Below are 20,144 nucleotides of genomic sequence, written 5' to 3'. Positions count from 1 at the left end.
GCGGTTCGCTGGTCATGGCTTCAGATCGTCGTCGCGCAGGACGCGCAGGGCCGCGCCGTCAAGATCTTCATACTGGCCGCTGCGCAACGCCCAAAGGAAGGCGGCGAGCCCGGCGAAACCGAGCGCAAGGGCGAGCGGGAGGAGAATGAGGAGAATGTTCATGGAGCTGCCTCGTTCAGTCGCCCCGGCCGCGCCGCGGTCGAGGGGTTCGGCCGCGCCGCTTCGCCCGGCCCCCTGCCCCGCAGCGCGTTCAGCGTGACCACGATGGAGGAGCAGGACATGGCGGCCGCGGCGACGAGCGGGGTCGCGTGGCCGGCGACGGCGAGCGGCACGGCGACCATATTATAGGCGACGGCGAAAAAAAGATTCTGCCGCATCAGCCGCCGCGCCTGGCGCGAGATGTCGAGCGCGCTCAGCACAGGCTCAAGGCGGTCGCCCAAAAACACCGCGTCGGCCGCAGCCTGCGCGAGCCCCGAGCCGGCGATGGGCGAGATCGAGGCGTGCGCCGCGGCGAGCGAGGGCGCGTCGTTCATGCCGTCGCCGGCCATGAGCGTCTTGCGCCCCTGCGCCCTGAGCTCGTCCAGAAGCGCAAGCTTTTCGCCGGGGCGCAGGCCCGCGCGCCAGTCCGTCACGCCGAGCGCTTCGGCGCAGGCCCGCACCGCCGCGGCGCGGTCGCCCGAGGCGATGACGAGTCTGAGCCCGCGCCGGCGCAGTTCGTCGCAGACCATGCGCGCGTCCGGCCGCAGCTCCTGGCGGATGCGGAACGCGGCCCGGTCGTCGCCCCAGCGGAAGGCGATGATCGAGGCGAACGGGTCGCGCGCCGACGCCTCCGCCGCGAGAGCCTCAAGGCCGCAGAAGGCCGGCGAGCCGAGCCGCGCCTCGCGGCCGTCGACGAGCGCCAGAACCCCCTCTCCCGGCCGCTCCTCGACGCCGGGAAAAGGCGCGGCCTCCGGCGAGATGCGCGCGAGCGCGCCGGCGAGCGGATGATGCGAGGCGAGCGCGAGCCGCGCCGCGAAGGCCGCCAGCCGGGGCGGCGTCCCCTCGTCGGCCTCGACCGAGAATTCGGGCTGGGTCAGCGTGCCGGTCTTGTCGAAGACGACCGTGTCGACTTCCGCGAAACGCTCGATGGCGTCGCCGGCGCTCAGCACGATCCTTGCGCGCAGCAACGCGCCCGAGGCCACGATCTGCACCGCGGGCACGGCAAGCGCCAAGGCGCAGGGACAGGTGATGATGAGAACCGAAATCGCCGTGACGAGCGCGAAATGCCATGACGCGCCGAGCGCGAGCCAGAGCGCGACCGTCAGCAACGCCGTGGCGTGCACCACGGGCGCGTAAAGGCGCGCCGCGCGGTCGGCGAGGCGCACATAGGCGCTCTTGCTCGTCACGGCGGCGTCGAGCAGGCGCTCGATCTCGTCGATCAGGGCCGAGCCGCCGCCGGCGCTGGCGCGCACGCGCAGCGCGCCGGCGTAGTTGAGCGCGCCGGCGTAGACCGCAAGCCCGGGCCCCGCCGCGACCGGGGCGCTTTCGCCGGTGACGAGGCTGAGGTCGACCTCCGAGCGCCCCTCGATCACGACGCCGTCGACGGGAACGCGGGCGCCGGGCTTCACCTGCACCAGATCGCCCGGCCTGAGCGCCGCCGCGGGCACGCTTCTCAGACCGCCGTCGGGCTCGACGCGCTCGGCCGTCGGGGCGCGGATCGCGGAGAGATTGGCGGCGTAGGAGCGCGTCCGGCGCCGCATCGTCTGGTCGAGATAGCGGCCGGCGAGCAGGAAGACGAGCAGCATGATGGCGCTGTCGAAATAGGCGTGGCGCGAATGCAGCGCCGTCTCGGCGACCGACATGGCGAGCGCCAGCAGGACGCCGAGCGAGATCGGCACGTCCATGTTGAGCTGGCGCTTCCTGAGCGCGGCGAGGGCCGAGCGGAAGAAAGGCTGGCCGGCGAAGGCGCAGGCCGGCAGCACGATGAGCGCCGAGATCCAGTGGAACAGGTCGCGCGCCTCGGGCGTGATGTCGCTGACGTTGCCGGCCCAGACCGACACCGACAGAAGCATGATGTTCATCGCCGCGAAGGCCGCGACCGCGAGGCAGCGCAGCAGCCAGCGTTCCTGCGCCGCCTCGACGTCCTCCTCGCGCGTGCGCCTCGCGAAGGGATAGGCGCGAAAGCCGCGCTGGGCGAGCCGCCCGGCGATGAGCGCGGGGTCGAGCGCGCCGGCCCATTCGACGAGGAGACGCTTCTGCGTGACGTTGACGCGCGCGCGAGAGACGCCAGCGAGGCCCTCGAGCGCCGTCTCGATCGCGCGCATGGCGGCGAGATCGTCGACGCCTTCGACCGCGAATTCGATGCGGCTCGCGCCTTCGTCGAGAGGCTGGACGAAGGCGGACAGGTCGAGCGCTTCAGTCATCTACGCCTCGCCAGGGGCCGCGGGCGGCGCATGTCGCCGTTTGGACCGCCTCTCGCAGTTCTGGCGGCGCGCAAGCCCGGACGCAAGGCGCGAAGGGCCCGCTCCGGCGTCTTTACGGCCGGCCCCGCTCAGCGCAGATCGACCCTGTTCTTCGTGCGGAACATCTGCTCTCCGCCGCGATCCGCCTCGATCACGAGGTCCCATTGTCCTGGACGCGCGTCGGCGAGGCCGAGATAGACGCCGGGCTCGACCTCGCGCATGGCGAGCTTGGCGTCGAGCCGCACGTCGGCCGGCGCCTCGAGCGTCGTCTCGACCGCGAGGCCCGTGACCGGGGCGCCGTCGCGATCGAGGAAACGGGCCTCGATCGCGCGCTTGCCGCTCGCCTGGTCACGCGCGACATGCGCGGAGACGTTCCATCCGCGCTTGTCCTGAACGCGGGCGGCGTCGATCTCGCGCTGGTAGCCGAGCCCGTGCTCGTAGGGGCTCTCTTCGGAAAGCCCGCTAAAAGTCGAGACGGCGTAATAGGCCATGAGGCCGTTGACGCCGAACACGACGCCAAACGACGCCGCCGCGATAAGGAACACCTTGCGGCCGGTCAGGATCCGTCCGTCGCCTTCAGATTCGATGCTTTGCCGAGCCATGACCCGTTTCGCCTCCCGCCGCCCGGAAGGCCGGGCGGCATTCTGTGTTCGGCCTGGCGCCCGTCGTCAGGGCGCGTAGAAGGTGTCGGCGATCGTCTTCGCCTTGCCCGTCGCGACGTCCGTCGCGCGCAGCACGAGCGGCTGCTTCGAGACCATGGCGTCGTCGCGCGGGGCGAGCACATAGACGCGAAGATCGAGCACCTGGTCCGGGCCGACCTCGACGATCTGCGCGTCGCCCGACTTCTCGCTGGCGCCGATGACCGAGAGCTGCGCGCCCTTCGGCGCGTCGACGCTGATCGCGAAGCTCCGCTGCGAGGCGTTGCGGTTGACGACGTGGACGACGAGCCCGTTGCGGATCGACCCGTCCGCCGTCTTGACGAACATCGGATTGCGGTCGTGCATGACCGAGAGGCTCATGTCGGAGCGGGTGAGCAGGGTGGCGAGCATGATGCCGCCGACCGCCGCGATCACCGCCGCATAAAGAACGGTGCGCGCCCGGACGAGCTTGTACTGCTCCGGCTCGCCGGCGAGGCGACGGGCGACGTTGAGGTCGGTGTCATAGGCGATGAGCCGCGTCGGACGGTCGATCTTGCGCATGACCGTGTCGCAGGCGTCGATGCACAATCCGCACTGGATGCAGCCGAGATTCGGCCCCTCGCGGATGTCGACGCCGGTCGGGCAGACGGCGACGCACTGGCCGCAGTCGACGCAGTCGCCGGCCTTGTCGCCGGCGGCGCGGGCGTGGGTCGCCTTCTTGACCGACATGCGCGGCTCGCCGCGGTCATAGCGATAGGTGACGTTGAGCGCGTTTTCGTCGGTGAGCGCGGCCTGGATGCGCGGCCAGGGACACATGTAGACGCAGACCTGCTCGCGCATGAAGCCGGCGAGGACATAGGTCGTGGTGGTCAGGATGGCGATCCAGATCAGCGCGGTCGGCGGCGCCTCGAAGCGCAGCAGCTTGCCGACGAGCGTCGGCGCGTCGCTGAAATAGAGCACCCAGGCGCCGCCGGTCCACCAGGCGACCGCGAGCCAGACGGAATGCTTCAGGACCTTCTGGCGCACGCGGCGCAAGGTCCAGGGGCCGGCGTCGCTGCGCATGCGCTCGCGCCGGTCGCCCTCGAAGATGCGCTCGGTCCAGAAGAAGAGGTCGGTCCAGACGGTCTGCGGGCAGAGATAGCCGCACCACACGCGTCCGGCGAGGGCGTTCATGAGGAACAGCGTCATGGCGGCGAGGATCAGCAGGCCGGTCAGGTAATAGACTTCCTGCGGCCAGATCTCGATCCAGAAGAAGTAGAATTTGCGATGCGCGAAATCGATCAACACCGCCTGGTTCGGCGCGTCGGGCCCACGGTCCCAGCGCACGAACGGCAGGAAATAATAAATGCCAAGGGTGATGAACAGAAGCGCCGTCTTGATGCTTCGGTAGGTCCCCTGCACCTTCTGCGGATAAATCTTGGGGGCGGAGGCGTAAAGGGGTTCGTCGTCAACCGCCAATTCGCCCGTTTGAGCCTGCGTCATGATTTTTGCTTTTGATAAGGAGCGAGGCGCGCCCCCAAACGCGCCCCGCTCGGATGCCCTTGTTCAAGCCGATGGCTTTAGAATCATTATATGTCGTTCATGGCGCGCGCGCCGCTTCGCGAGAAGCGGCTATTTGCCGCCGCCGAGCGTATGGACGAACACGGTCAGGGCCTTGATGGTCCCCTCGTCGAGCTTGCCCTTCCAGGCCGGCATGACGCCGCCGCCGCCGACTTCGACGCGATGCATGATGTCGGCCTTGGTCGGGCCATAGAGCCAGACCTGCGTCGTCAGATTGGCGGCGCCGACCTCGGTGTTGCCCTTGCCGTCCTCGCCGTGACAGGGGGAGCAGTTGTCAATGAACAGCTGCTTGCCCTTGGCGAGGTCCGCTCCGGCGTCAGGCGCGTTGCCTGACAGCGTGCGGACGTAGTCGGCGACGGTCGAGATCTCCTGCGCGTTGAGGAGCCCGTCGCGGCCGAACGACGGCATCACGCCGGCATGCGTGTCGGGGTCGCCTGGCCAGCGCGCGCCGTGGCTGATGGTCGTGTAGATCTGGTCGAGCGTGCCGCCCCAGAGCCAGCGGTCGGCGTTGAGATTCGGATAGCCGCGCGAGCCCTGCCCGCCCGCGCCGTGGCACGGCGAGCAGTTCTGCGCGAAGGCCGAGGCGCCGACGGCGCGCGCGAAGCTGAGCAGCTCCGGCGTCGACTCGATCTGCTGCAGCGGCGTCGCCACGAGCTTGTCCATCATGGCCGCGCGCTCGGCGTGCAGCGCCTGCATTTCGACCGTCACGACGGAGCGCGCATTCCAGCCGAGCAGCCCCTTGGTCGCCCCGCCGAACCAGGGCCACGCCGGATACAGGACCCAGTAGACGACCGCCCAGACGATGCAGCCGTAGAACGTGTAGAGCCACCAGCGCGGCAGCGGCGTGTTGAGTTCGGCGATCCCGTCCCAGCTGTGGCCGGTCGTGGTCTTGCCGGTGGCGGCGTCATATTCGCCGGCGTGATGTTCCTGCGCCACGATATCAGTCCTCTCTCAGCGGAATGCGTGCGGCCTCATTGAACGTCTCGCTTTTCGACGGCCAGAGCGCATAGACGACGACGATGATGAAGATCACGCCGAAGTAGAGAAGGCCCCAGGTTCCGACGAGGGCGCGCAGCGCGTCATAAGTCGACATGATGCGGCCTCACCTGATGTTGGCTTTGTCGTCGTAGGTCTTGAAATCGACCATGGTGCCGAGCATCTGCAGATAGGCGATGACGGCGTCGGCTTCGGTCGGCGGGCGCTTGTCGGCGCCGAAATCATGCGCCACGGCCTTCGGATAGCGCTTTTCGAGATCGGCGAAGCCCGGCGCGTCGGCCGTCGCCTGCGCGGCGATGTCGTCGGCCGCCTTGGCGATCATGTCGTCCGTGTAGGGCACGCCCGTCAGGCGGAGCGTGCGCATGTTGGCCGTGATGTGCTTGGCGTCGAGCGGCGTCTGCTCGAGGAAGGCGTAGTGCGGCATGATCGAGGCCGGCACCACCGCCTGCGGGTTGCGCAGGTGGTCGCGATGCCAGTCGTCGGAATATTTGCCGCCGACGCGGGCGAGGTCCGGGCCGCTGCGCTTGGAGCCCCACTGGAAGGGGTGGTCGTACATGCTTTCGGCGGCGACGGAATAATGGCCGTAGCGCTCGACCTCGTCACGCAGGGCGCGCACCATCTGCGAATGGCAGAGGTAGCACCCCTCGCGCACATAGATGTCGGCGCCGGCGAGTTCGAGCGGCGTCTTGGGACGCACGCCGTCCACTTTCTCGATCGTGCTCTTGAGGAAGAACAGGGGCACGATCTGGACGAGGCCCCCGATCGAGATGGCGATCAGGATGCCCAGGACGAGGATGATCGAGTTCTTCTCGAAGATCGCGTGGTAGTCCCACAGCGAGCGCTTCGGGGGAGGAGCCTGGTTGATGGATGACACGGGCGGGTCTCCTACTCGGCCGGAGCGAGGCGCGGCTGCGGCGCGGGCCGCGCCTCCGGAACCTCGGCAGCATCGGGCGAGACGATCGTCATGTAGAGGTTATAGGCCATGATCAGGGCGCCGACGAGGAACAGGAAGCCCCCGAGCGCGCGGATCACATACATCGGATGCATCGCCTCGACCGTCTCGATGAAGGAGTACTCGAGGAAGCCGAGCGAGGTGTACGCCCGCCACATCAGGCCCTGCATGATGCCCGCCACCCACATCGCGGTGATGTAGAAGACGATGCCGATGGTCGAGATCCAGAAGTGCCAGTTGACCAGCTTCAGGGAATAGAGGCCCTTGCGGTTCCACAGCCACGGCACGATGCAGTAGAGCGCGCCGAAGGAGATATAGCCGACCCAGCCGAGCGCGCCCGAATGCACGTGGCCGATGGTCCAGTCGGTGTAATGGCTGAGCGAGTTCACCGACCTGATCGACATCAGCGGCCCCTCGAAGGTCGACATGCCGTAAAAGGCGATGGACACGACGAGCAGGCGCAGGACGGGATCGGTGCGCAGCTTGTCCCATGCGCCGGACAGCGTGAGCATCCCGTTGATCATGCCGCCCCACGACGGCATCCACAGGATGATCGAGAAGGTCATGCCGAGCGTCTGCGTCCAGTCGGGCAGCGCCGTGTAATGCAGATGATGCGGGCCGGCCCAGATATAGATGAAGATCAGGGCCCAGAAGTGGATGATCGACAGGCGGTAGGAATAGACCGGCCGCTGCGCGCGCTTCGGCACGAAATAATACATCATGCCGAGGAACGAGGCCGTGAGGTAGAAGCCGACCGCGTTATGGCCGTACCACCACTGGATCATGGCGTCCTGGACGCCGGACCAGATGATGTAGGACTTCGGCGAGTAGAGCGAGACCGGGATCGCCGCATTGTTGCCCAGCACCAGGACGGCGATGGTCACGATAAAGGCGAGGAAGAACCAGTTCGCGACATAGATGTGCGGCTCGGCGCGGCGCGCCAGCGTGCCCACGAACAGGATGAAATAGGTGATCCACACGGCGACCAGCAGCAGGTCGGCGTACCATTCGGGCTCGGCGTACTCCTTGGAATGGGTGATGCCGAGGAGATAGCCGGTGCCGGCGATGACGATGAAGAGATTGTAGCCGAGCGCCACGAACCAGGGGGCGAGCTCGCCGGGCATGCGGGCGCGCGAGGTGCGCTGCACGATGTAAAGCGAGGTCGCGAGCAGGATGTTGCCGCCGAAGGCGAAGATCACCGCCGAGGTGTGCAGCGGCCGCAGCCGTCCGAAATTGGCGTAGGGCGCGAGGTTCAGCGCCGGATAGGCGAGCTGCAGCGCCGCGATCACGCCGACCAGAAATCCCGCTATGCCCCAGAAGACGGAGGCGAGGACGCAGAACTTGATCGGGTCGAAATTATAGTTCGGACGACCGTCGATCATGAGCGGCGTCGGCGCCGCGTCACGCCTCTGGTAGCGCCGCCAGATGGCGTAGACGCCCGTGACGCTCGCAAGGCACACCAGCGTCATGTGGAAGGCGTAGCCAGCCGTCCAGGCGTTGACGGCGACAAAGGCTGAGAGCAGCGCGAGGCCGACGAGGACGGACGAAAGTCCGACCTCGCCGAATCTCATGCTCTTGGCGGGATTCAGGGTTTGAGACATAAGGCGCGCCCCTCTGGCGACGTTTTTGATTAGAAGATTTCGCCGGCGACGCGGGGCCGCCATTCGGGAAGGAATGGGCGGAATTTGGACGAATTCCAGTCCGCAGGCAATGCGCGAAATCAATCCTGCGCGCGCGCCAAAACGTCGCCCGCGGCTTTTCCACCGGCGACGCGGCTTTCTCGACTGTCTGCAGGAAACCGCCCGGCGAAGCGGATCAGGGAAATCTCAGGCTTCGTTGGCCCCGGCGGGATGGCGCGGCGCGGGCTTGCGGCCCGCCGCGATGATGCCGACCGCGCGGGCGACGTCGCGGTCGAGCCCTGCGCCGCCGTCGCGCAGATGCTCGACGATCTTGCGGCGCATCGCCGGGTCCCAATATTTGGCGAGATGGTCGGCGATGCCGTCGGCCGGATCGATTCCGCGCTGCGACGAAAAATATTTGCCGATCTGATTCGCCATATAAATCAGACGTTGGGCGTTGCTATGCGAGGCGTTATGCGACATGGGCGGCGGCTCGGTCGGTGATGCGGTCCGCATGGGTGAAGACTTCGAAGTCGCGGCCGCGCGCGACCGCGACGAGCGTCGCGCCGCAGCTTTCGGCGAGGCGGATCGCGGCCGCCGTCGGCGCGGAGATCGCGACGACGACCGGCGCGCCCATGCGCGCGGCCTTCTGGATGAGCTCGACGGAGACGCGGCTCGTCAGCAGCACGAGCCCCTCCCCGGCGGGCGTCCCTTCGCGCAGAAGCGCGCCGGCGAGCTTGTCGAGGGCGTTATGACGCCCGACGTCCTCGCGCACGGCGACGAGTCCGCGCGCCGGCGTCCAGAAGCCGGCGGCGTGGACCGCCCGCGTCTCGGCGTTGAACGCCTGGCCGGACGACAGGCGTTCCATTGCGTCGACGATCTCGCGCCGGTCGAAAAGGGCGCGCTTCGGCACGCGGGGCGCGCCGCGCATGGCCTCGCCCAGGCTTTCGACGCCGCACAGGCCGCAGCCGGTCGGTCCGGCCATGCTGCGCCGGCGCGCGGCGTAGGTCTCGGCGCGTCCCGCCGGCAGGGCCATGCGCAGCTCGACGCCGAGCGTCGTCGGCACGACGTCGAGGCTCTCGACCTCGTCAAGACTTGAGATCACGCCCTCGGTGAAGGCGAAGCCCAGGGCGAAGTCTTCGAGATCGGCCGGCGTCGCCATCATCACGGCGTGGGTCGTGCCGCCGAAGGTGAAAGCGACGGCCGTCTCCTCCGGCACCCGGCGCGAGGAGGCGGCCGAGACGACGCCGCGATAGGCGACGCAGGACGCGTCCACGACGGGCTCGGGCGCGGCGGCCGTGAAAACGGCGTCGCAGTCGAGTCCGTTCATTCGGCGGCCTCCACGTCCCGCGCGATGCGGCGGCTGCGCTCGGCCTGCTCGCGATACTGCTCCTGCCATTCGCTGGTCGGGCCGTTCGAGCGCGAGACCTGCACGGCGGTGACCTTGAACTCCGGACAATTGGTCGCCCAATCGGAGAAGTCGGTCGTCACCACATTGGCCTGGGTCAGCGGATGGTGGAAGGTCGTATAGACGACGCCCGCCGCGACGCGGTCGGTGACGACGGCCCGCAGCGTGGTCTCGCCGGCGCGGCTGTGCAGCCGCACCCAGTCGCCGGCGAGGATTCCGCGCTGCTCCGCGTCATGCGGATGGATCTCCAGCACGTCCTCCGGATGCCAGGCGACGTTGGCGGTGCGCCGCGTCTGCGCGCCCACGTTGTAATGCGACAGGATGCGTCCGGTCGTGAGCAGCAGCGGGAAGCGCGGCCCCGACCGCTCGTCGGTCGCGACATATTCCGTCACGACGAACTTGCCCCTGCCGCGCACGAAGCCGTCGATGTGCATGACCGGCGTGCCGTGCGGGGCGTCGTCGTTGCAGGGCCACTGCACCGAGCCGTCGGCGTCGAGCTTGGCGTAGGACACGCCGGCGAAGCTCGGCGTGGTGCGGGCGATCTCGTCCATGATCTCGGCAGGGTGCGCGTAGGACATCTTATAGCCGAGCGCATTGGAGAGCATCATGGTGATCTCCCAGTCGCCATAGCCGTTCTTGGGGCTCATCACCTTGCGCACGCGCTGAATGCGGCGCTCGGCGTTGGTGAAGGTGCCGTCCTTCTCGAGGAAGGTCGAGCCCGGCAGAAACACATGGGCGTAATTCGCCGTCTCGTTCAGGAACAGGTCCTGCACCACGACGCACTCCATGGCGGCGAGGCCGGCGGCGACATGCTTGGTGTCGGGGTCGGACTGGAGGATGTCCTCGCCCTGGATATAAATGCCGCGGAACGTTCCTTCGACCGCCGCGTCGAGCATGTTCGGGATGCGCAGGCCGGGCTCATGGTCGAGGCCGACGCCCCAGATCCGCTCGAAAATCTCGCGCGCGCCGACGTCCGAGACATGGCGATAGCCCGAGAACTCATGCGGGAAGGAGCCCATGTCGCAGGCGCCCTGGACGTTGTTCTGGCCGCGCAGCGGGTTCACGCCGACGCCCGGACGGCCGATATTGCCGGTCGCCATGGCGAGATTGGCGATGGCGAGCACGGTGGTCGAGCCCTGGCTGTGCTCGGTGACGCCGAGGCCGTAGAAGATCGAGGCGGCGCCGCCGGTGGCGTAGAGCCGGGCCGCGCCGCGCACGAGCTCGGCCGGAACCCCCGAGATCTTCTCGACCTCCTCCGGGCTGTGGCGCGGCTCGGCGACGAAGGCGGCCCAGTCCTGGAACTCCTGCCAGTCGCAGCGCTCGCGCACGAAGGCCTCGTTGACGAGCCCCTCGGTCACGATGACATGGGCGAGCGAGGTGACGACGGCGACGTTGCAGCCGGGCTGCAGCGGCAGATGATAATCGGCCTTCACATGCGGCGTCTCGACGAGGTCGATGCGGCGCGGGTCGATCACGATCAGCTTCGCGCCCTCGCGCAGCCGCTTCTTCATGCGCGAGCCGAACACCGGATGGCCGTCGGTCGGATTGGCGCCGATGACCAGCATGACGTCGGTCTGTTCGATCGAGTCGAAGTCCTGCGTGCCGGCCGAGGTGCCATAGGCGGTCGAAAGCCCGTAGCCCGTCGGCGAATGGCAGACCCTGGCGCAGGTGTCGACATTGTTGTTGCCAAAGCCCGCGCGGATCAGCTTCTGGACGAGATAGGTCTCTTCGTTGGTGCAGCGTGACGAGGTGATGCCGCCGACCGAGCGCTGGCCGTGCTCGGCCTGGATGCGCCTGAACTGCGCGGCGGCGTAGCCGATCGCCTCCTCCCAGGAGACTTCGCGCCACGGGTCGTCGATCGTGGCGCGGATCATCGGCTTCAGAATGCGGTCGCGGTGGGTCGCGTAGCCATAGGCGAAGCGGCCCTTGACGCAGGAATGGCCATGGTTCGCCTTGCCGTCCTTGTAGGGGACCATGCGCACCAGCTCCTCGCCGCGCATCTCCGCCTTGAAGGTGCAGCCGACGCCGCAATAGGCGCAGGTGGTGACCGCCGAATGCTCCGGCTGGCCGATCTCGAGCACGGATTTCTCGACCAGCGTCGCGGTCGGGCAGGCCTGCACGCAGGCGCCGCAGGAGACGCATTCGGAGTTCAGGAAGGATTCATTCTGGCCGGCGGCGACGCGGCTCTCGAAGCCGCGCCCGTCGATGGTCAGGGCGAAGGTCCCCTGCACTTCCTCGCAGGCGCGCACGCAGCGGTTGCAGACGATGCACTTTGCGGGATCATAGGCGAAATAGGGGTTCGAGACGTCTTTCTTCGACTCGAAATGGTTCTTGCCCTCATAGCCGTAGCGCACTTCGCGCAGGCCGACGGCGCCGGCCTGGGTCTGCAGCTCGCAGTCGCCGTTCGAGGCGCAGGTCAGGCAGTCGAGCGGATGGTCGGAGATATAGAGCTCCATCACGCCCTTGCGCAGCGCCTTCAGGCGCGGCGTCTGGGTCTTGACCGCGATGCCGGGCGCGACCGGCGTGGTGCAGGAGGCGGGCGTGCCGTTGCGCCCCTCGATCTCGACGAGGCAGAGGCGGCAGGAGCCGAAGGCGTCGAGCGAGTCGGTCGCGCAGAGCTTGGGGATCTCGGTCCCCATCTCCATGGCGGCGCGCATGATCGACGTTCCCTCGGGAACGCTCACCTCGACGCCGTCGATGGTCAGCGTGACGAGCTTTTCGGACTTCGGGGCCGGCGTGCCGTAGTCGATCTCTCGGATCAGGGACATCGTGCTTATCCTCACTCGGCCGCGGCGGCGTGGCGCGGAACGAAATCTTCGGGGAAATGGCGAAGCGCGCTCATCACCGGATAGGGCGCGAACCCCCCCAGCGCGCAGAGGGAGCCGAATTTCATCGTCTGGCAGAGATCTTCGAGCAGTTCGAGGTTCTCGTTCGCCTGAACGCCCGAAAGAATGCGGTCGACGATCTCGACGCCGCGCGTCGAGCCGATGCGGCAGGGCGTGCATTTGCCGCAGCTCTCGACGGCGCAGAACTCCATGGCGAAGCGGGCCATCTGGGCCATGTCGACCGTGTCGTCGAACACCACGAGCCCGCCATGGCCGATCAGCGCGTCGCGCGCGGCGAAGGCCTCATAGTCGAAGGGAAGGTCGAAATCGGCGACCGGCACATAGGCGCCGAGCGGGCCGCCGCACTGCACGGCGCGCACCGGGCGCCCCGACAGCGTCCCGCCGCCGATCTCCTCGACGATTTCGCCGAGGGAGAGGCCGAAGGCGGTCTCGAACAGGCCGCCGAAGCGGACGTTGCCGGCGATCTGCAGCGGCATGGTGCCGCGCGAACGGCCCATGCCGAAGCTCGCGTAGAATTCGCCGCCCCTGTCCAGAATGGTCGGGACCGCGACGAGCGAAAGCACATTGTTGATGACGGTGGGGCGTCCGAACAGGCCCTTGTGCGCCGGCAGCGGCGGCTTGGCGCGCACGATGCCGCGCTTGCCCTCGAGGCTGTCGAGCAGCGCCGTCTCCTCGCCGCACACATAGGCGCCGGCGCCGACGCGCAGCTCGAGCTCGAAGGCGAAGTCCGCGCCCATCACGTTGCGCCCGAGATAGCCCGCGTCCCGGGCGAGCCCGATCGCCGCGTCGAAGGCGACCGCCGCATGCGGATATTCGGAGCGCAGATAGACATAGCCCTTGGAGGCGCCGACGGCGACGCCGGCGATGGCCATGCCCTCGATCAGGGCGAAGGGATCGCCCTCCATGATCATGCGGTCGGCGAAGGTGCCGCTGTCGCCCTCGTCGGCGTTGCAGACGATGTAGCGCCGGTCGGCCGGGGCGTCGGCGACGGTCTTCCACTTGATTCCGGTCGGGAAGCCCGCGCCGCCGCGTCCGCGCAGGCCGGACTTCAGCACCTCGTCGAGCGTCGCCGCGGGGCCGATCTCGAGCGCGCGGGCGAGGCCGCGCCAGCCGCCCGTCGCCTGATAGTCGGCGAGCGAGAGCGGATCGATCAGGCCGCAGCGGGCGAACGTCAGGCGCGTCTGGCGCGCGAAGAACGGGTGGTCCTCCGTGCGGCCGATCCGCAGCGCATGCGCCCCGCCCGAGGTCAGGCCGGCGTCGAACAGGCCGGCGACGTCGGCCGGCCGCGCCGGGCCGTAGCCGATGCGGCCCGCGGGCGTCTCGACCTCGACCAGGGGTTCGAGAAAGACCATGCCGCGCGAGCCGGTGCGCACGATCTCGACCTTCAGGCCCCGCGCGGCGGCCTCGGCGGCGATGCGGGCGGCGACGCGATCGGCTCCGAGCGCGAGGGCGGCGGCGTCCTTCGAAACGAAAATCCGCGTCATCTCGATCAGCCCTCCCGCGCCTGCGCCGCCGCCCCGGCGAGCGCCTCGCCGTCGACGCGGCCCATCAGCTCGCCGTCGAGCATGGCGGCGGGCGAGCAGGCGCAAAGGCCGAGGCAGTAGATCGGTTCGACGGTGAGCGCGCCGTCGGCGGTCGTGCCGCCCCATTCGATCGCGAGATCGGACAGGAAACGCCGCGCGAGCGCCTCGCTCCCCATGCTCTGGCAGGATTCGCCCCGGCACAGCTTCAGCACGCTGCGGCCGGCGGGATGATGGCGGAAATCATGATAGAAGGTGATGACGCCGTGGACTTCGGCGCGGCTGACGTTCAGCGCCTTGGCGATCATCGGCGCCGCCTCGTCGTCGACATAGCCGAACTCATGCTGGAGCGCATGCAGGATCGGAAGCATCGGCCCCTCAAGGCCAAGGCGCTCGTCGATGATTTCCAGAGCCCGGACAGCGTTCCAGGAGGACGCCTCAGACATTAATCCCACCCTTGCACATATTTTAGTTGTTCTCAGTTTAAAAACTGGCCTCTGGGCGTTGAAAGATCAATGGGCGAGTTTCATCGCTTTATAGGCGCTTTCTATCATGGCCGCCGCGGGGGCCGCGCCGCCCGGCCGCGCGCAAATCCTGACGGACGCCGCCCGCCGCCTCGGCGCGGCCGCGGCTTCGCGCAGGCGCGAACCCCGGCAGCGCCCGCGCGAAAAGAACAGAAGGAAAACGAATGCTGAAAGAATTCAAGGAATTCGCCCTGAGGGGCAATCTCATCGACCTCGCCATCGGCTTCATCATCGGCGCGGCCTTCACGGGGCTCGTCCAGTCGATCGTCAATGACCTGATCATGCCGATCATCGGCCGAATCACCGGCGGCGTCGATTTCTCCAATCTCTATATCCAGCTCGCCGGCGAGCCGCAGCCGACGCTCGCGGCGGCGCGCGCGGCCGGCGCGACCATCGCCTATGGCAATTTCATCACCCTGCTAATCAATTTCATGATCGTCGCCTTCGTGCTGTTCCTCGTCGTCAAGGCGGTGAACCGGGTCATGCCGAAGGCCGGCGCCGCTCCGGCCGAGAAGCCGCGCCAGGAAATCCTGCTCGAAGAGATCCGCGACCTGCTCGCCCGCCGATAGCGCCGCATGGCCAGTGTCGTCTTTGCGACAAACCCCATGTCGCCAAGGCGACGCTGCGCGGGCCCGGACCCACAAGCGGGTCGCCTGCGGCTCGCCGCGCCGCGCCGCCGCTCATGACAATTATCTGACGACAAAGGAGCTTTTCTGAAGCCGGCCGTCGCCCTGACGCGCGCCGCGACGGCTGGCACGGCCCATGCTCAGGACCAAGGGCGTGTCCGCGACGACGCGCCGACCGCCTCAAGCACAGGACAGAGCGACACGACGCGCCGCCTTGCGCGCCCAACCAGAGCAAAGCAGAAATGATCACGCAATCCACTCATGCAGGCTCCGCGCGCCCCGTCGCGCCAAGCAGCCGCGGACGCGACGTCCAGGCGGCCCTTCGCGCCAAGCTGCGCGCCGCCGGATTGCGTCCGACCCGCCAGCGCATGGCGCTCGCGGCGCTACTGTTCGCCGACGGCGACCGCCATGTCACGGCGGAAAAGCTTTACGCCGAATCCAAGACCGCGCGCCCGCCGATCTCGCTCGCGACGATCTACAACGCGCTGAACCAGTTCACCGACGCCGGCCTGTTGCGCGAGATCGCCCTGCAGGGCTCGCGCAGCTGGTACGACACCAACACCGGCCCGCATTATCATTTCCATATCGAGAACGAAGACGACCTTCTCGACATTCCAGCCGAGATGATCGGCGCGCTCGGCCTCCCGCCGGCGCCCGACGGCATGGAAATCATCAGCGCCGACCTGATCGTGCGGGTGCGCCGCTCCACTGCGGCGCGCTAGCCGCGGCGGGCGGCCTGCGGCCGTCCGGCGCCTTTGGGCGCGCATGTTTCGAGCGGAGCGGAAGTCGCGCTCCGCTCCCGCGGCGGCCAGCGCGGGCGCAAGTCCCTGGCCGCCGCGGTCGCTCGCGACGGGCGGAGTTCCGGCCACGGAATTTCCGGCGGACTTGACGCAGCTCATGGCCTCTGGCGCCGTGAAGCTCAAGATGCAGGGCGCAGGCGGATCTCCGCCGCCCCTGGCTCCCGCCTCATCGCCCCGCAGTCTGATTTCTTCTCCTCGCCCGGCCGGCCCGGGCTTGCGCCGCCATGGTTGACGATATGTTGCAGACCACCGTTTCCGACTACGACCGCCTCGGCGGGGCCGAAGCCGTCGACCGGCTGGTCGAGGCTTTCTATCGCAACATGGACGCTTTCGAGGCGGCGCGGGAGATCCGCGCCATGCATGAGGAGGACCTTGGCCCGACCAGGGCGATCCTGAAGCTCTACCTCGGCGAATGGCTTGGCGGCCCCGCCGCCTATTCCCAGAGGCGCGGGCATCCGCGCCTGCGCATGCGGCACATGAAGTTCTCGATCGGCCCGCGGGAGCGGGACGCTTGGCTCGCCTGCATGAATGCGGCGCTCGACGAAGTCGCCGCGGAGCCGCAGCTCCGCGACCGGCTCAAGGGCGCCTTCTCCAAACTGGCCGACTGGCTCCGCAACGACCCGGAAAACGCACATGACAAACATCGCTGAAACGCCGTTCGCATCGCTCGAAACCGAAAAGCGTCTCATCAACGCCGTGTTCAAGGGCGCCACCGACAGGCCCGGCCGCTTCGGATACCGCGGCGGCCTCGCGCTGAAGTTCCAGCAGTCGATGGCCGACGAGGCGCGCCCGCCGGAGCTCGCCTGCGAGCAGGTGATCGCCGTCGGCGACGCAGGCTCCGCCGAGATCCCCTTCATGACCGCCTATTTCCAGTCCTTCGAACATGTGAAGGACCTCGCCGAGACGCTCAAGGGCAAGCTCTCGCCGTCCGGCAAATATTTCATGTTCTGCAACAACATCGACCTCCTCGCCAAATACAGCATGGAGCTCGACGGCGTGCCCTTCTACATCCTGCCGCTCGAGGAATCGACCGTTTACAACGAACTGCTCGAGCTGCTGCGCATCGAGAAGAACGACCTCAAGAAGCTCTCGATCGGCGGCAAGACCGACGCGGTGGCCGAGGCGGCCATGAATTTCGACGAGAAATGGGACGAGATCACCTTTTCCAAGGGCCTTGAGGTGATGGGCCCGGTGAAGAACCGCTACGAGCATCGTCCCGTCTGATCGGGCCGGACGCCGCGGCGCGGGATCCTGCTCCGCGCCCGGCGCGCCCCTGAACAGGAAAGGCTCCCGCCGCGGCGGGAGCCTTTTTCGTTTTCGTTTCGCGTTATTTCGTGAAGGGCTCAGAATTTCTTGACGCGGATGTCGTGCTTGCGCAGCGCATAGCCAATCTGGCGCGGCGTGACGCCGAGGATTCGCGCGGCCTTGGCCTTGACCCAGCCGGCGCGCTCCATGGCGTCGATGATCCGCTCGCGGTCGGTGCGCAAATCCCCCTCGCCGGCCGGCCGGATGGCGCCTTCGGCGAGGTCGGGCCCGCCCTCGTCGTCATGCCCGGCGGGCGATCGCGGGACGTCGACGCGGGGCGCCTCGACGGGCGGGGCCGGATGCGGCGCCCTGGCGAGCGGCGCATGGGCCGGGACGATCGGCATGTCCGATCCCTTCCACAGGATCGACGACAGGCAACCGTCGTTGCGGCAGGCGAAATCGCCCTCCTCGATCGCCTCGCCCTGCGACAGGGTCGCGGTGCGGCGCACGCAGTTTTCAAGCTCGCGGATATTGCCCGGGAACTTGCACTGGGCGAGCACGGCGATGGCCGAGGCCGTGAGGATCAGCTCCGATTTCTGCTCGGCGTTGAAGCGGCGCAGAAACTCGTTGGCGAGCGGCAGGAAGTCGCCCTCGCGTTCACGCAGCGGCGGCAGGAAGATCGGCACGACGTTGATGCGGTAGTAGAGGTCGGCGCGGAACTCGCCGCGCTTGACGGCCTCCTCGAGATTCTTGTTGGTGGCGCAGACGAGGCGCACGTCGACCTTGAGCGGGCGCACGCCGCCGACGCGCTCGAACTCGCCCTCCTGCAGCACCCGCAGAAGCTTGACCTGGAACGCCGGCGAAATGTCGCCGATCTCGTCGAGGAACAGCGTGCCGCCGTCGGCGAGCTCGAAACGGCCCTTGCGGGTCTGCATCGCGCCGGTGAAGGCGCCGCGCTCATGGCCGAACAGCTCGGATTCGAGCACGCTTTCCGGCAAGGCGGCGCAATTGAGCTTGATGAACGGCTTGCCGTGCCGCGGCGAGAGATTGTGGATCGCCGAGGCGAACAGCTCCTTGCCGGTGCCGGACTCGCCGCGCAGCAGAACGGTCGAGCGGCTCTTGGCGACGATCTTGATCTTCTTGACCACGGCGCGCACCGCCGGGCTGTCGCCGACGATGCCCTCGATGCCCGTGAAGCGCGGCTCCGGCGAACGCGGACGGGCGCTCTTCTCAAGCCGCGCGTTCTCTTCCATGAGACGCTCGCGGTCCCTGGCGACGAGCTTCTGCAGCCGCACCGTCTGCCCGACGAGATTGGCGATCATCGTCAGGAAGCGGACGTCGTGGTCGAACCGCACGTTGGCGCGATTGATGTGATTGCGGTCGACGGTCAGCGTCCCGACCACTTCGTCGCCGTCCTTGATCGGCACGCCGATGAGCGAGAAGGCCTCGGTGTCGCCAGGGCCCCAGCCGGCGAGATTGGAGCCCTGGAACAGCGGCGACGCGCTCACGTTCTCGACCACGAGCGGCATCTTGGTGGTGACGATCTGGCCGATGGCGCGCTCGGGCAGGCGGTCGAAATAAAGCTTCGCGTTCTCTTCCGACCAGCCCGACCCGACGACGATCTCCGGCTTGCCGCTCTTGTCGAGGAGCGCGATGAGCCCGTGCCTCATGTCGAGAAAGCTTGACAGCAGGGCGAGGACTCCGGCGAGCGAGACCTCAAGCCGGTTCACGGACGCGAGCAGCTTTGAAATCTCATAGACGCCGACGAGCGTCGTTTCGCTGTGATCGACGGGACGCGCCGCCGGATCGCGCGGGACGAGCGTTGAAGTGTGGATCATCGCGGCCTCATGAAACGAGGGCAGTTAACTGACATGGACTAGCAAGCCATGTGCCGTTTGTTGCAAAGCTTACATGCGCCATTTTGGAAGGATTCCAGGCGCCCGCCGGCCGCGCAGGAGTCCAATTCGGCGGCGCGGACGCCGTGTCGCAATCGCGACCTTCACTGACGGGAAACGAACATTCTCTGACCTCCCTTCGTGCTGTTCCTATACAAGAATAGCATAAATCACCATGTCTTTTGATCTATTCCAATTAAATCATATGGTTGCCGAGATGGCCCCGCTCTTGCTTTTGGTCGCGGCGGAGGGTTCGTCATGAATGATTTTTCGCGCTTTCGGGCCATACGCCGCAAAACTGATCCTTTCGCCGTTATTCTCGGCGCCAACGAGATTGCGTCGGCGGTGGCGGTCGCGCTCGTCCGCGACGGCTGGAGCGTCGTTCTGTCGCGCGATCCGAGCCCTCCGGTGGTGCGCCGCGGCATGGCCTTCGACGACGCGCTGTTCGGCGACCGCGCCGCGCTGTTCGAAGTCTCGGCCGAGCGGGCGGATACCGGCTTCGAGGTGCTCGCGGCGCTCGGCGGGCCGAACCGCGTGGTGGCGACCCCGCTCGGGCTGCTCGACCTCATCGTGCTGCGGCCGCTCGACCTGCTCGTCGACGCGCGGCTCCAGCCGGCGCGGGAGCGGCCCGACATCCGCAACCTCGCCCGCTTCGCGATCGGCGTCGGCCCGGGCTTCGTGACCGCGGAGAACTGCGACGTCGCCCTCGCTTTGCCGCCGGCCGCCCTCGCGCGCCTTGGCGGCGAGGACGCGGGCGCCTCGGGCGGCCGCTTTCTCCGGGCGCAGCGGCGCGGACGCTGGCGCACGGCGGTCGACCTTGGCGCGCGCGCCTTCCGCGGCTTCGTCGTCGGCCATGTGGTCGACGGGCGCGACCGCGAGCCGCTCGCCGCCGAAATCGACGGGGTTCTGGTGGGCGTGGCGCGCGACGGCGCGGAGGTCGCCGAAGGCGACATCGTCGCCGAAGTGGACGCGCGCACGCGCCAGGCGGCCTGGAGCGGCCTCGACCCGTCGGGCCGCGCCGTCGCCAAAGCCGCGCTCCGCGCGATCGAAACGCGCGCCGCCTCCGTCGCCGTC

The 20,144-nt window shown here is 68.0% G+C and carries 19 protein-coding genes; 5 read left to right on the top strand and 14 right to left on the bottom strand.

Annotation, left to right across the window (positions count from 1 at the left end):
- Positions 1 to 12 precede the first annotated feature (12 nt).
- From ccoS to ACILRB_RS08250, 13 genes are all read right to left on the bottom strand, one after another.
- Positions 13 to 162, bottom strand: coding sequence for a cbb3-type cytochrome oxidase assembly protein CcoS (gene ccoS, locus ACILRB_RS08310; RefSeq protein ID WP_395665831.1), 150 nt, complete (start codon positions 160 to 162; stop codon positions 13 to 15).
- Positions 159 to 2,402 carry a heavy metal translocating P-type ATPase gene (locus ACILRB_RS08305; protein WP_395665830.1) on the bottom strand — a complete coding sequence of 748 codons (2,244 nt, stop codon included), beginning with the start codon at positions 2,400 to 2,402 and terminating at the stop codon, positions 159 to 161. The genes ccoS and ACILRB_RS08305 overlap by 4 nt, the downstream gene beginning before the upstream one ends.
- Positions 2,403 to 2,530: 128 nt before the next feature.
- A complete protein-coding gene (locus ACILRB_RS08300) occupies positions 2,531 to 3,043 on the bottom strand; it encodes a FixH family protein (RefSeq protein WP_395665829.1) in 513 nt (170 codons plus the stop codon).
- 66 nt (positions 3,044 to 3,109) lie between these two features.
- Positions 3,110 to 4,561 (bottom strand): cytochrome c oxidase accessory protein CcoG, encoded by a 1,452-nt coding sequence (gene ccoG, locus ACILRB_RS08295; RefSeq protein WP_395665828.1) that lies wholly within the window; start codon positions 4,559 to 4,561, stop codon positions 3,110 to 3,112.
- Positions 4,562 to 4,690: 129 nt separating this feature from the next.
- Entirely contained in the window at positions 4,691 to 5,575 is an 885-nt protein-coding gene (gene ccoP / locus ACILRB_RS08290) for a cytochrome-c oxidase, cbb3-type subunit III (RefSeq protein WP_395665827.1), read from the bottom strand.
- A gap of 4 nt (positions 5,576 to 5,579) precedes the next feature.
- Entirely contained in the window at positions 5,580 to 5,732 is a 153-nt protein-coding gene (locus ACILRB_RS08285; RefSeq protein WP_395665826.1) for a cbb3-type cytochrome c oxidase subunit 3, read from the bottom strand.
- A gap of 9 nt (positions 5,733 to 5,741) precedes the next feature.
- Positions 5,742 to 6,509 carry a cytochrome-c oxidase, cbb3-type subunit II gene (ccoO, locus tag ACILRB_RS08280; RefSeq protein WP_395665825.1) on the bottom strand — a complete coding sequence of 256 codons (768 nt, stop codon included), beginning with the start codon at positions 6,507 to 6,509 and terminating at the stop codon, positions 5,742 to 5,744.
- Between the two features lie 11 nt (positions 6,510 to 6,520).
- Positions 6,521 to 8,188 carry a cytochrome-c oxidase, cbb3-type subunit I gene (ccoN, locus tag ACILRB_RS08275; protein ID WP_395665824.1) on the bottom strand — a complete coding sequence of 556 codons (1,668 nt, stop codon included), beginning with the start codon at positions 8,186 to 8,188 and terminating at the stop codon, positions 6,521 to 6,523.
- Positions 8,189 to 8,413: 225 nt separating this feature from the next.
- Positions 8,414 to 8,644, bottom strand: a complete 231-nt coding sequence (locus ACILRB_RS08270) for a formate dehydrogenase subunit delta (protein ID WP_395665823.1) — start codon at positions 8,642 to 8,644, stop codon at positions 8,414 to 8,416.
- Between the two features lie 34 nt (positions 8,645 to 8,678).
- Entirely contained in the window at positions 8,679 to 9,536 is an 858-nt protein-coding gene (gene fdhD, locus ACILRB_RS08265; RefSeq protein ID WP_395665822.1) for a formate dehydrogenase accessory sulfurtransferase FdhD, read from the bottom strand.
- Positions 9,533 to 12,382 carry a formate dehydrogenase subunit alpha gene (gene fdhF, locus ACILRB_RS08260; protein WP_395665821.1) on the bottom strand — a complete coding sequence of 950 codons (2,850 nt, stop codon included), beginning with the start codon at positions 12,380 to 12,382 and terminating at the stop codon, positions 9,533 to 9,535. The genes fdhD and fdhF overlap by 4 nt, the downstream gene beginning before the upstream one ends.
- An 11-nt stretch (positions 12,383 to 12,393) precedes the next feature.
- Entirely contained in the window at positions 12,394 to 13,944 is a 1,551-nt protein-coding gene (locus ACILRB_RS08255; protein WP_395665820.1) for an NADH-ubiquinone oxidoreductase-F iron-sulfur binding region domain-containing protein, read from the bottom strand.
- Between the two features lie 5 nt (positions 13,945 to 13,949).
- Positions 13,950 to 14,426 (bottom strand): formate dehydrogenase subunit gamma, encoded by a 477-nt coding sequence (locus ACILRB_RS08250; RefSeq protein WP_395665819.1) that lies wholly within the window; start codon positions 14,424 to 14,426, stop codon positions 13,950 to 13,952.
- A gap of 242 nt (positions 14,427 to 14,668) precedes the next feature.
- Here ACILRB_RS08250 and mscL point away from each other — a divergent pair, with 242 nt between their 5' ends.
- From mscL to ACILRB_RS08230, 4 genes are all read left to right on the top strand, one after another.
- Entirely contained in the window at positions 14,669 to 15,073 is a 405-nt protein-coding gene (mscL, locus tag ACILRB_RS08245; RefSeq protein WP_395665818.1) for a large conductance mechanosensitive channel protein MscL, read from the top strand.
- Positions 15,074 to 15,372: 299 nt separating this feature from the next.
- Positions 15,373 to 15,852, top strand: a complete 480-nt coding sequence (irr, locus tag ACILRB_RS08240; RefSeq protein ID WP_395665817.1) for a Fur family transcriptional regulator Irr — start codon at positions 15,373 to 15,375, stop codon at positions 15,850 to 15,852.
- A 302-nt stretch (positions 15,853 to 16,154) separates the two neighbouring features.
- Positions 16,155 to 16,580 (top strand): group II truncated hemoglobin, encoded by a 426-nt coding sequence (locus ACILRB_RS08235; RefSeq protein ID WP_395665816.1) that lies wholly within the window; start codon positions 16,155 to 16,157, stop codon positions 16,578 to 16,580.
- On the top strand, positions 16,564 to 17,154 hold the full coding sequence (locus tag ACILRB_RS08230) for a hypothetical protein (RefSeq protein WP_395665815.1): 591 nt from the start codon (positions 16,564 to 16,566) through the stop codon (positions 17,152 to 17,154). The genes ACILRB_RS08235 and ACILRB_RS08230 overlap by 17 nt, the downstream gene beginning before the upstream one ends.
- A gap of 119 nt (positions 17,155 to 17,273) precedes the next feature.
- On the opposite strand, the gene nifA is transcribed toward ACILRB_RS08230, so the two are convergent.
- Positions 17,274 to 19,013: a nif-specific transcriptional activator NifA gene (nifA, locus tag ACILRB_RS08225; protein ID WP_395665814.1), complete on the bottom strand. Its 1,740-nt coding sequence runs from the start codon at positions 19,011 to 19,013 to the stop codon at positions 17,274 to 17,276.
- A 315-nt stretch (positions 19,014 to 19,328) separates the two neighbouring features.
- Between nifA and ACILRB_RS08220 the strand changes: the two genes are divergently transcribed.
- A partial coding sequence (locus ACILRB_RS08220) for a xanthine dehydrogenase (RefSeq protein WP_395665813.1) occupies positions 19,329 to 20,144 on the top strand: 816 nt, incomplete at its 3' end.

It is taken from the genome of Methylocella sp. (assembly GCF_044226135.1).
Lineage (GTDB): Bacteria > Pseudomonadota > Alphaproteobacteria > Rhizobiales > Beijerinckiaceae > Methylocapsa.
This window is presented reverse-complemented; position numbering and strand designations above follow the sequence as displayed.

Excerpts from the sequence above, each read along its gene's own strand:
- ccoS (WP_395665831.1), bottom strand. The coding sequence starts at position 162 with ATGAACATTCTCCTCATTCTCCTCCCGCTCGCCCTTGCGCTCGGTTTC.
- ACILRB_RS08305 (WP_395665830.1), bottom strand. The coding sequence starts at position 2,402 with ATGACTGAAGCGCTCGACCTGTCCGCCTTCGTCCAGCCTCTCGACGAA.
- ACILRB_RS08300 (WP_395665829.1), bottom strand. The coding sequence starts at position 3,043 with ATGGCTCGGCAAAGCATCGAATCTGAAGGCGACGGACGGATCCTGACC.
- ccoG (WP_395665828.1), bottom strand. The coding sequence starts at position 4,561 with ATGACGCAGGCTCAAACGGGCGAATTGGCGGTTGACGACGAACCCCTT.
- ACILRB_RS08285 (WP_395665826.1), bottom strand. The coding sequence starts at position 5,732 with ATGTCGACTTATGACGCGCTGCGCGCCCTCGTCGGAACCTGGGGCCTT.
- ccoN (WP_395665824.1), bottom strand. The coding sequence starts at position 8,188 with ATGTCTCAAACCCTGAATCCCGCCAAGAGCATGAGATTCGGCGAGGTC.
- ACILRB_RS08270 (WP_395665823.1), bottom strand. The coding sequence starts at position 8,644 with ATGGCGAATCAGATCGGCAAATATTTTTCGTCGCAGCGCGGAATCGAT.
- fdhD (WP_395665822.1), bottom strand. The coding sequence starts at position 9,536 with ATGAACGGACTCGACTGCGACGCCGTTTTCACGGCCGCCGCGCCCGAG.
- fdhF (WP_395665821.1), bottom strand. The coding sequence starts at position 12,382 with ATGTCCCTGATCCGAGAGATCGACTACGGCACGCCGGCCCCGAAGTCC.
- ACILRB_RS08255 (WP_395665820.1), bottom strand. The coding sequence starts at position 13,944 with ATGACGCGGATTTTCGTTTCGAAGGACGCCGCCGCCCTCGCGCTCGGA.
- ACILRB_RS08250 (WP_395665819.1), bottom strand. The coding sequence starts at position 14,426 with ATGTCTGAGGCGTCCTCCTGGAACGCTGTCCGGGCTCTGGAAATCATC.
- mscL (WP_395665818.1), top strand. The coding sequence starts at position 14,669 with ATGCTGAAAGAATTCAAGGAATTCGCCCTGAGGGGCAATCTCATCGAC.
- irr (WP_395665817.1), top strand. The coding sequence starts at position 15,373 with ATGATCACGCAATCCACTCATGCAGGCTCCGCGCGCCCCGTCGCGCCA.
- ACILRB_RS08235 (WP_395665816.1), top strand. The coding sequence starts at position 16,155 with ATGGTTGACGATATGTTGCAGACCACCGTTTCCGACTACGACCGCCTC.
- ACILRB_RS08230 (WP_395665815.1), top strand. The coding sequence starts at position 16,564 with ATGACAAACATCGCTGAAACGCCGTTCGCATCGCTCGAAACCGAAAAG.
- nifA (WP_395665814.1), bottom strand. The coding sequence starts at position 19,013 with ATGATCCACACTTCAACGCTCGTCCCGCGCGATCCGGCGGCGCGTCCC.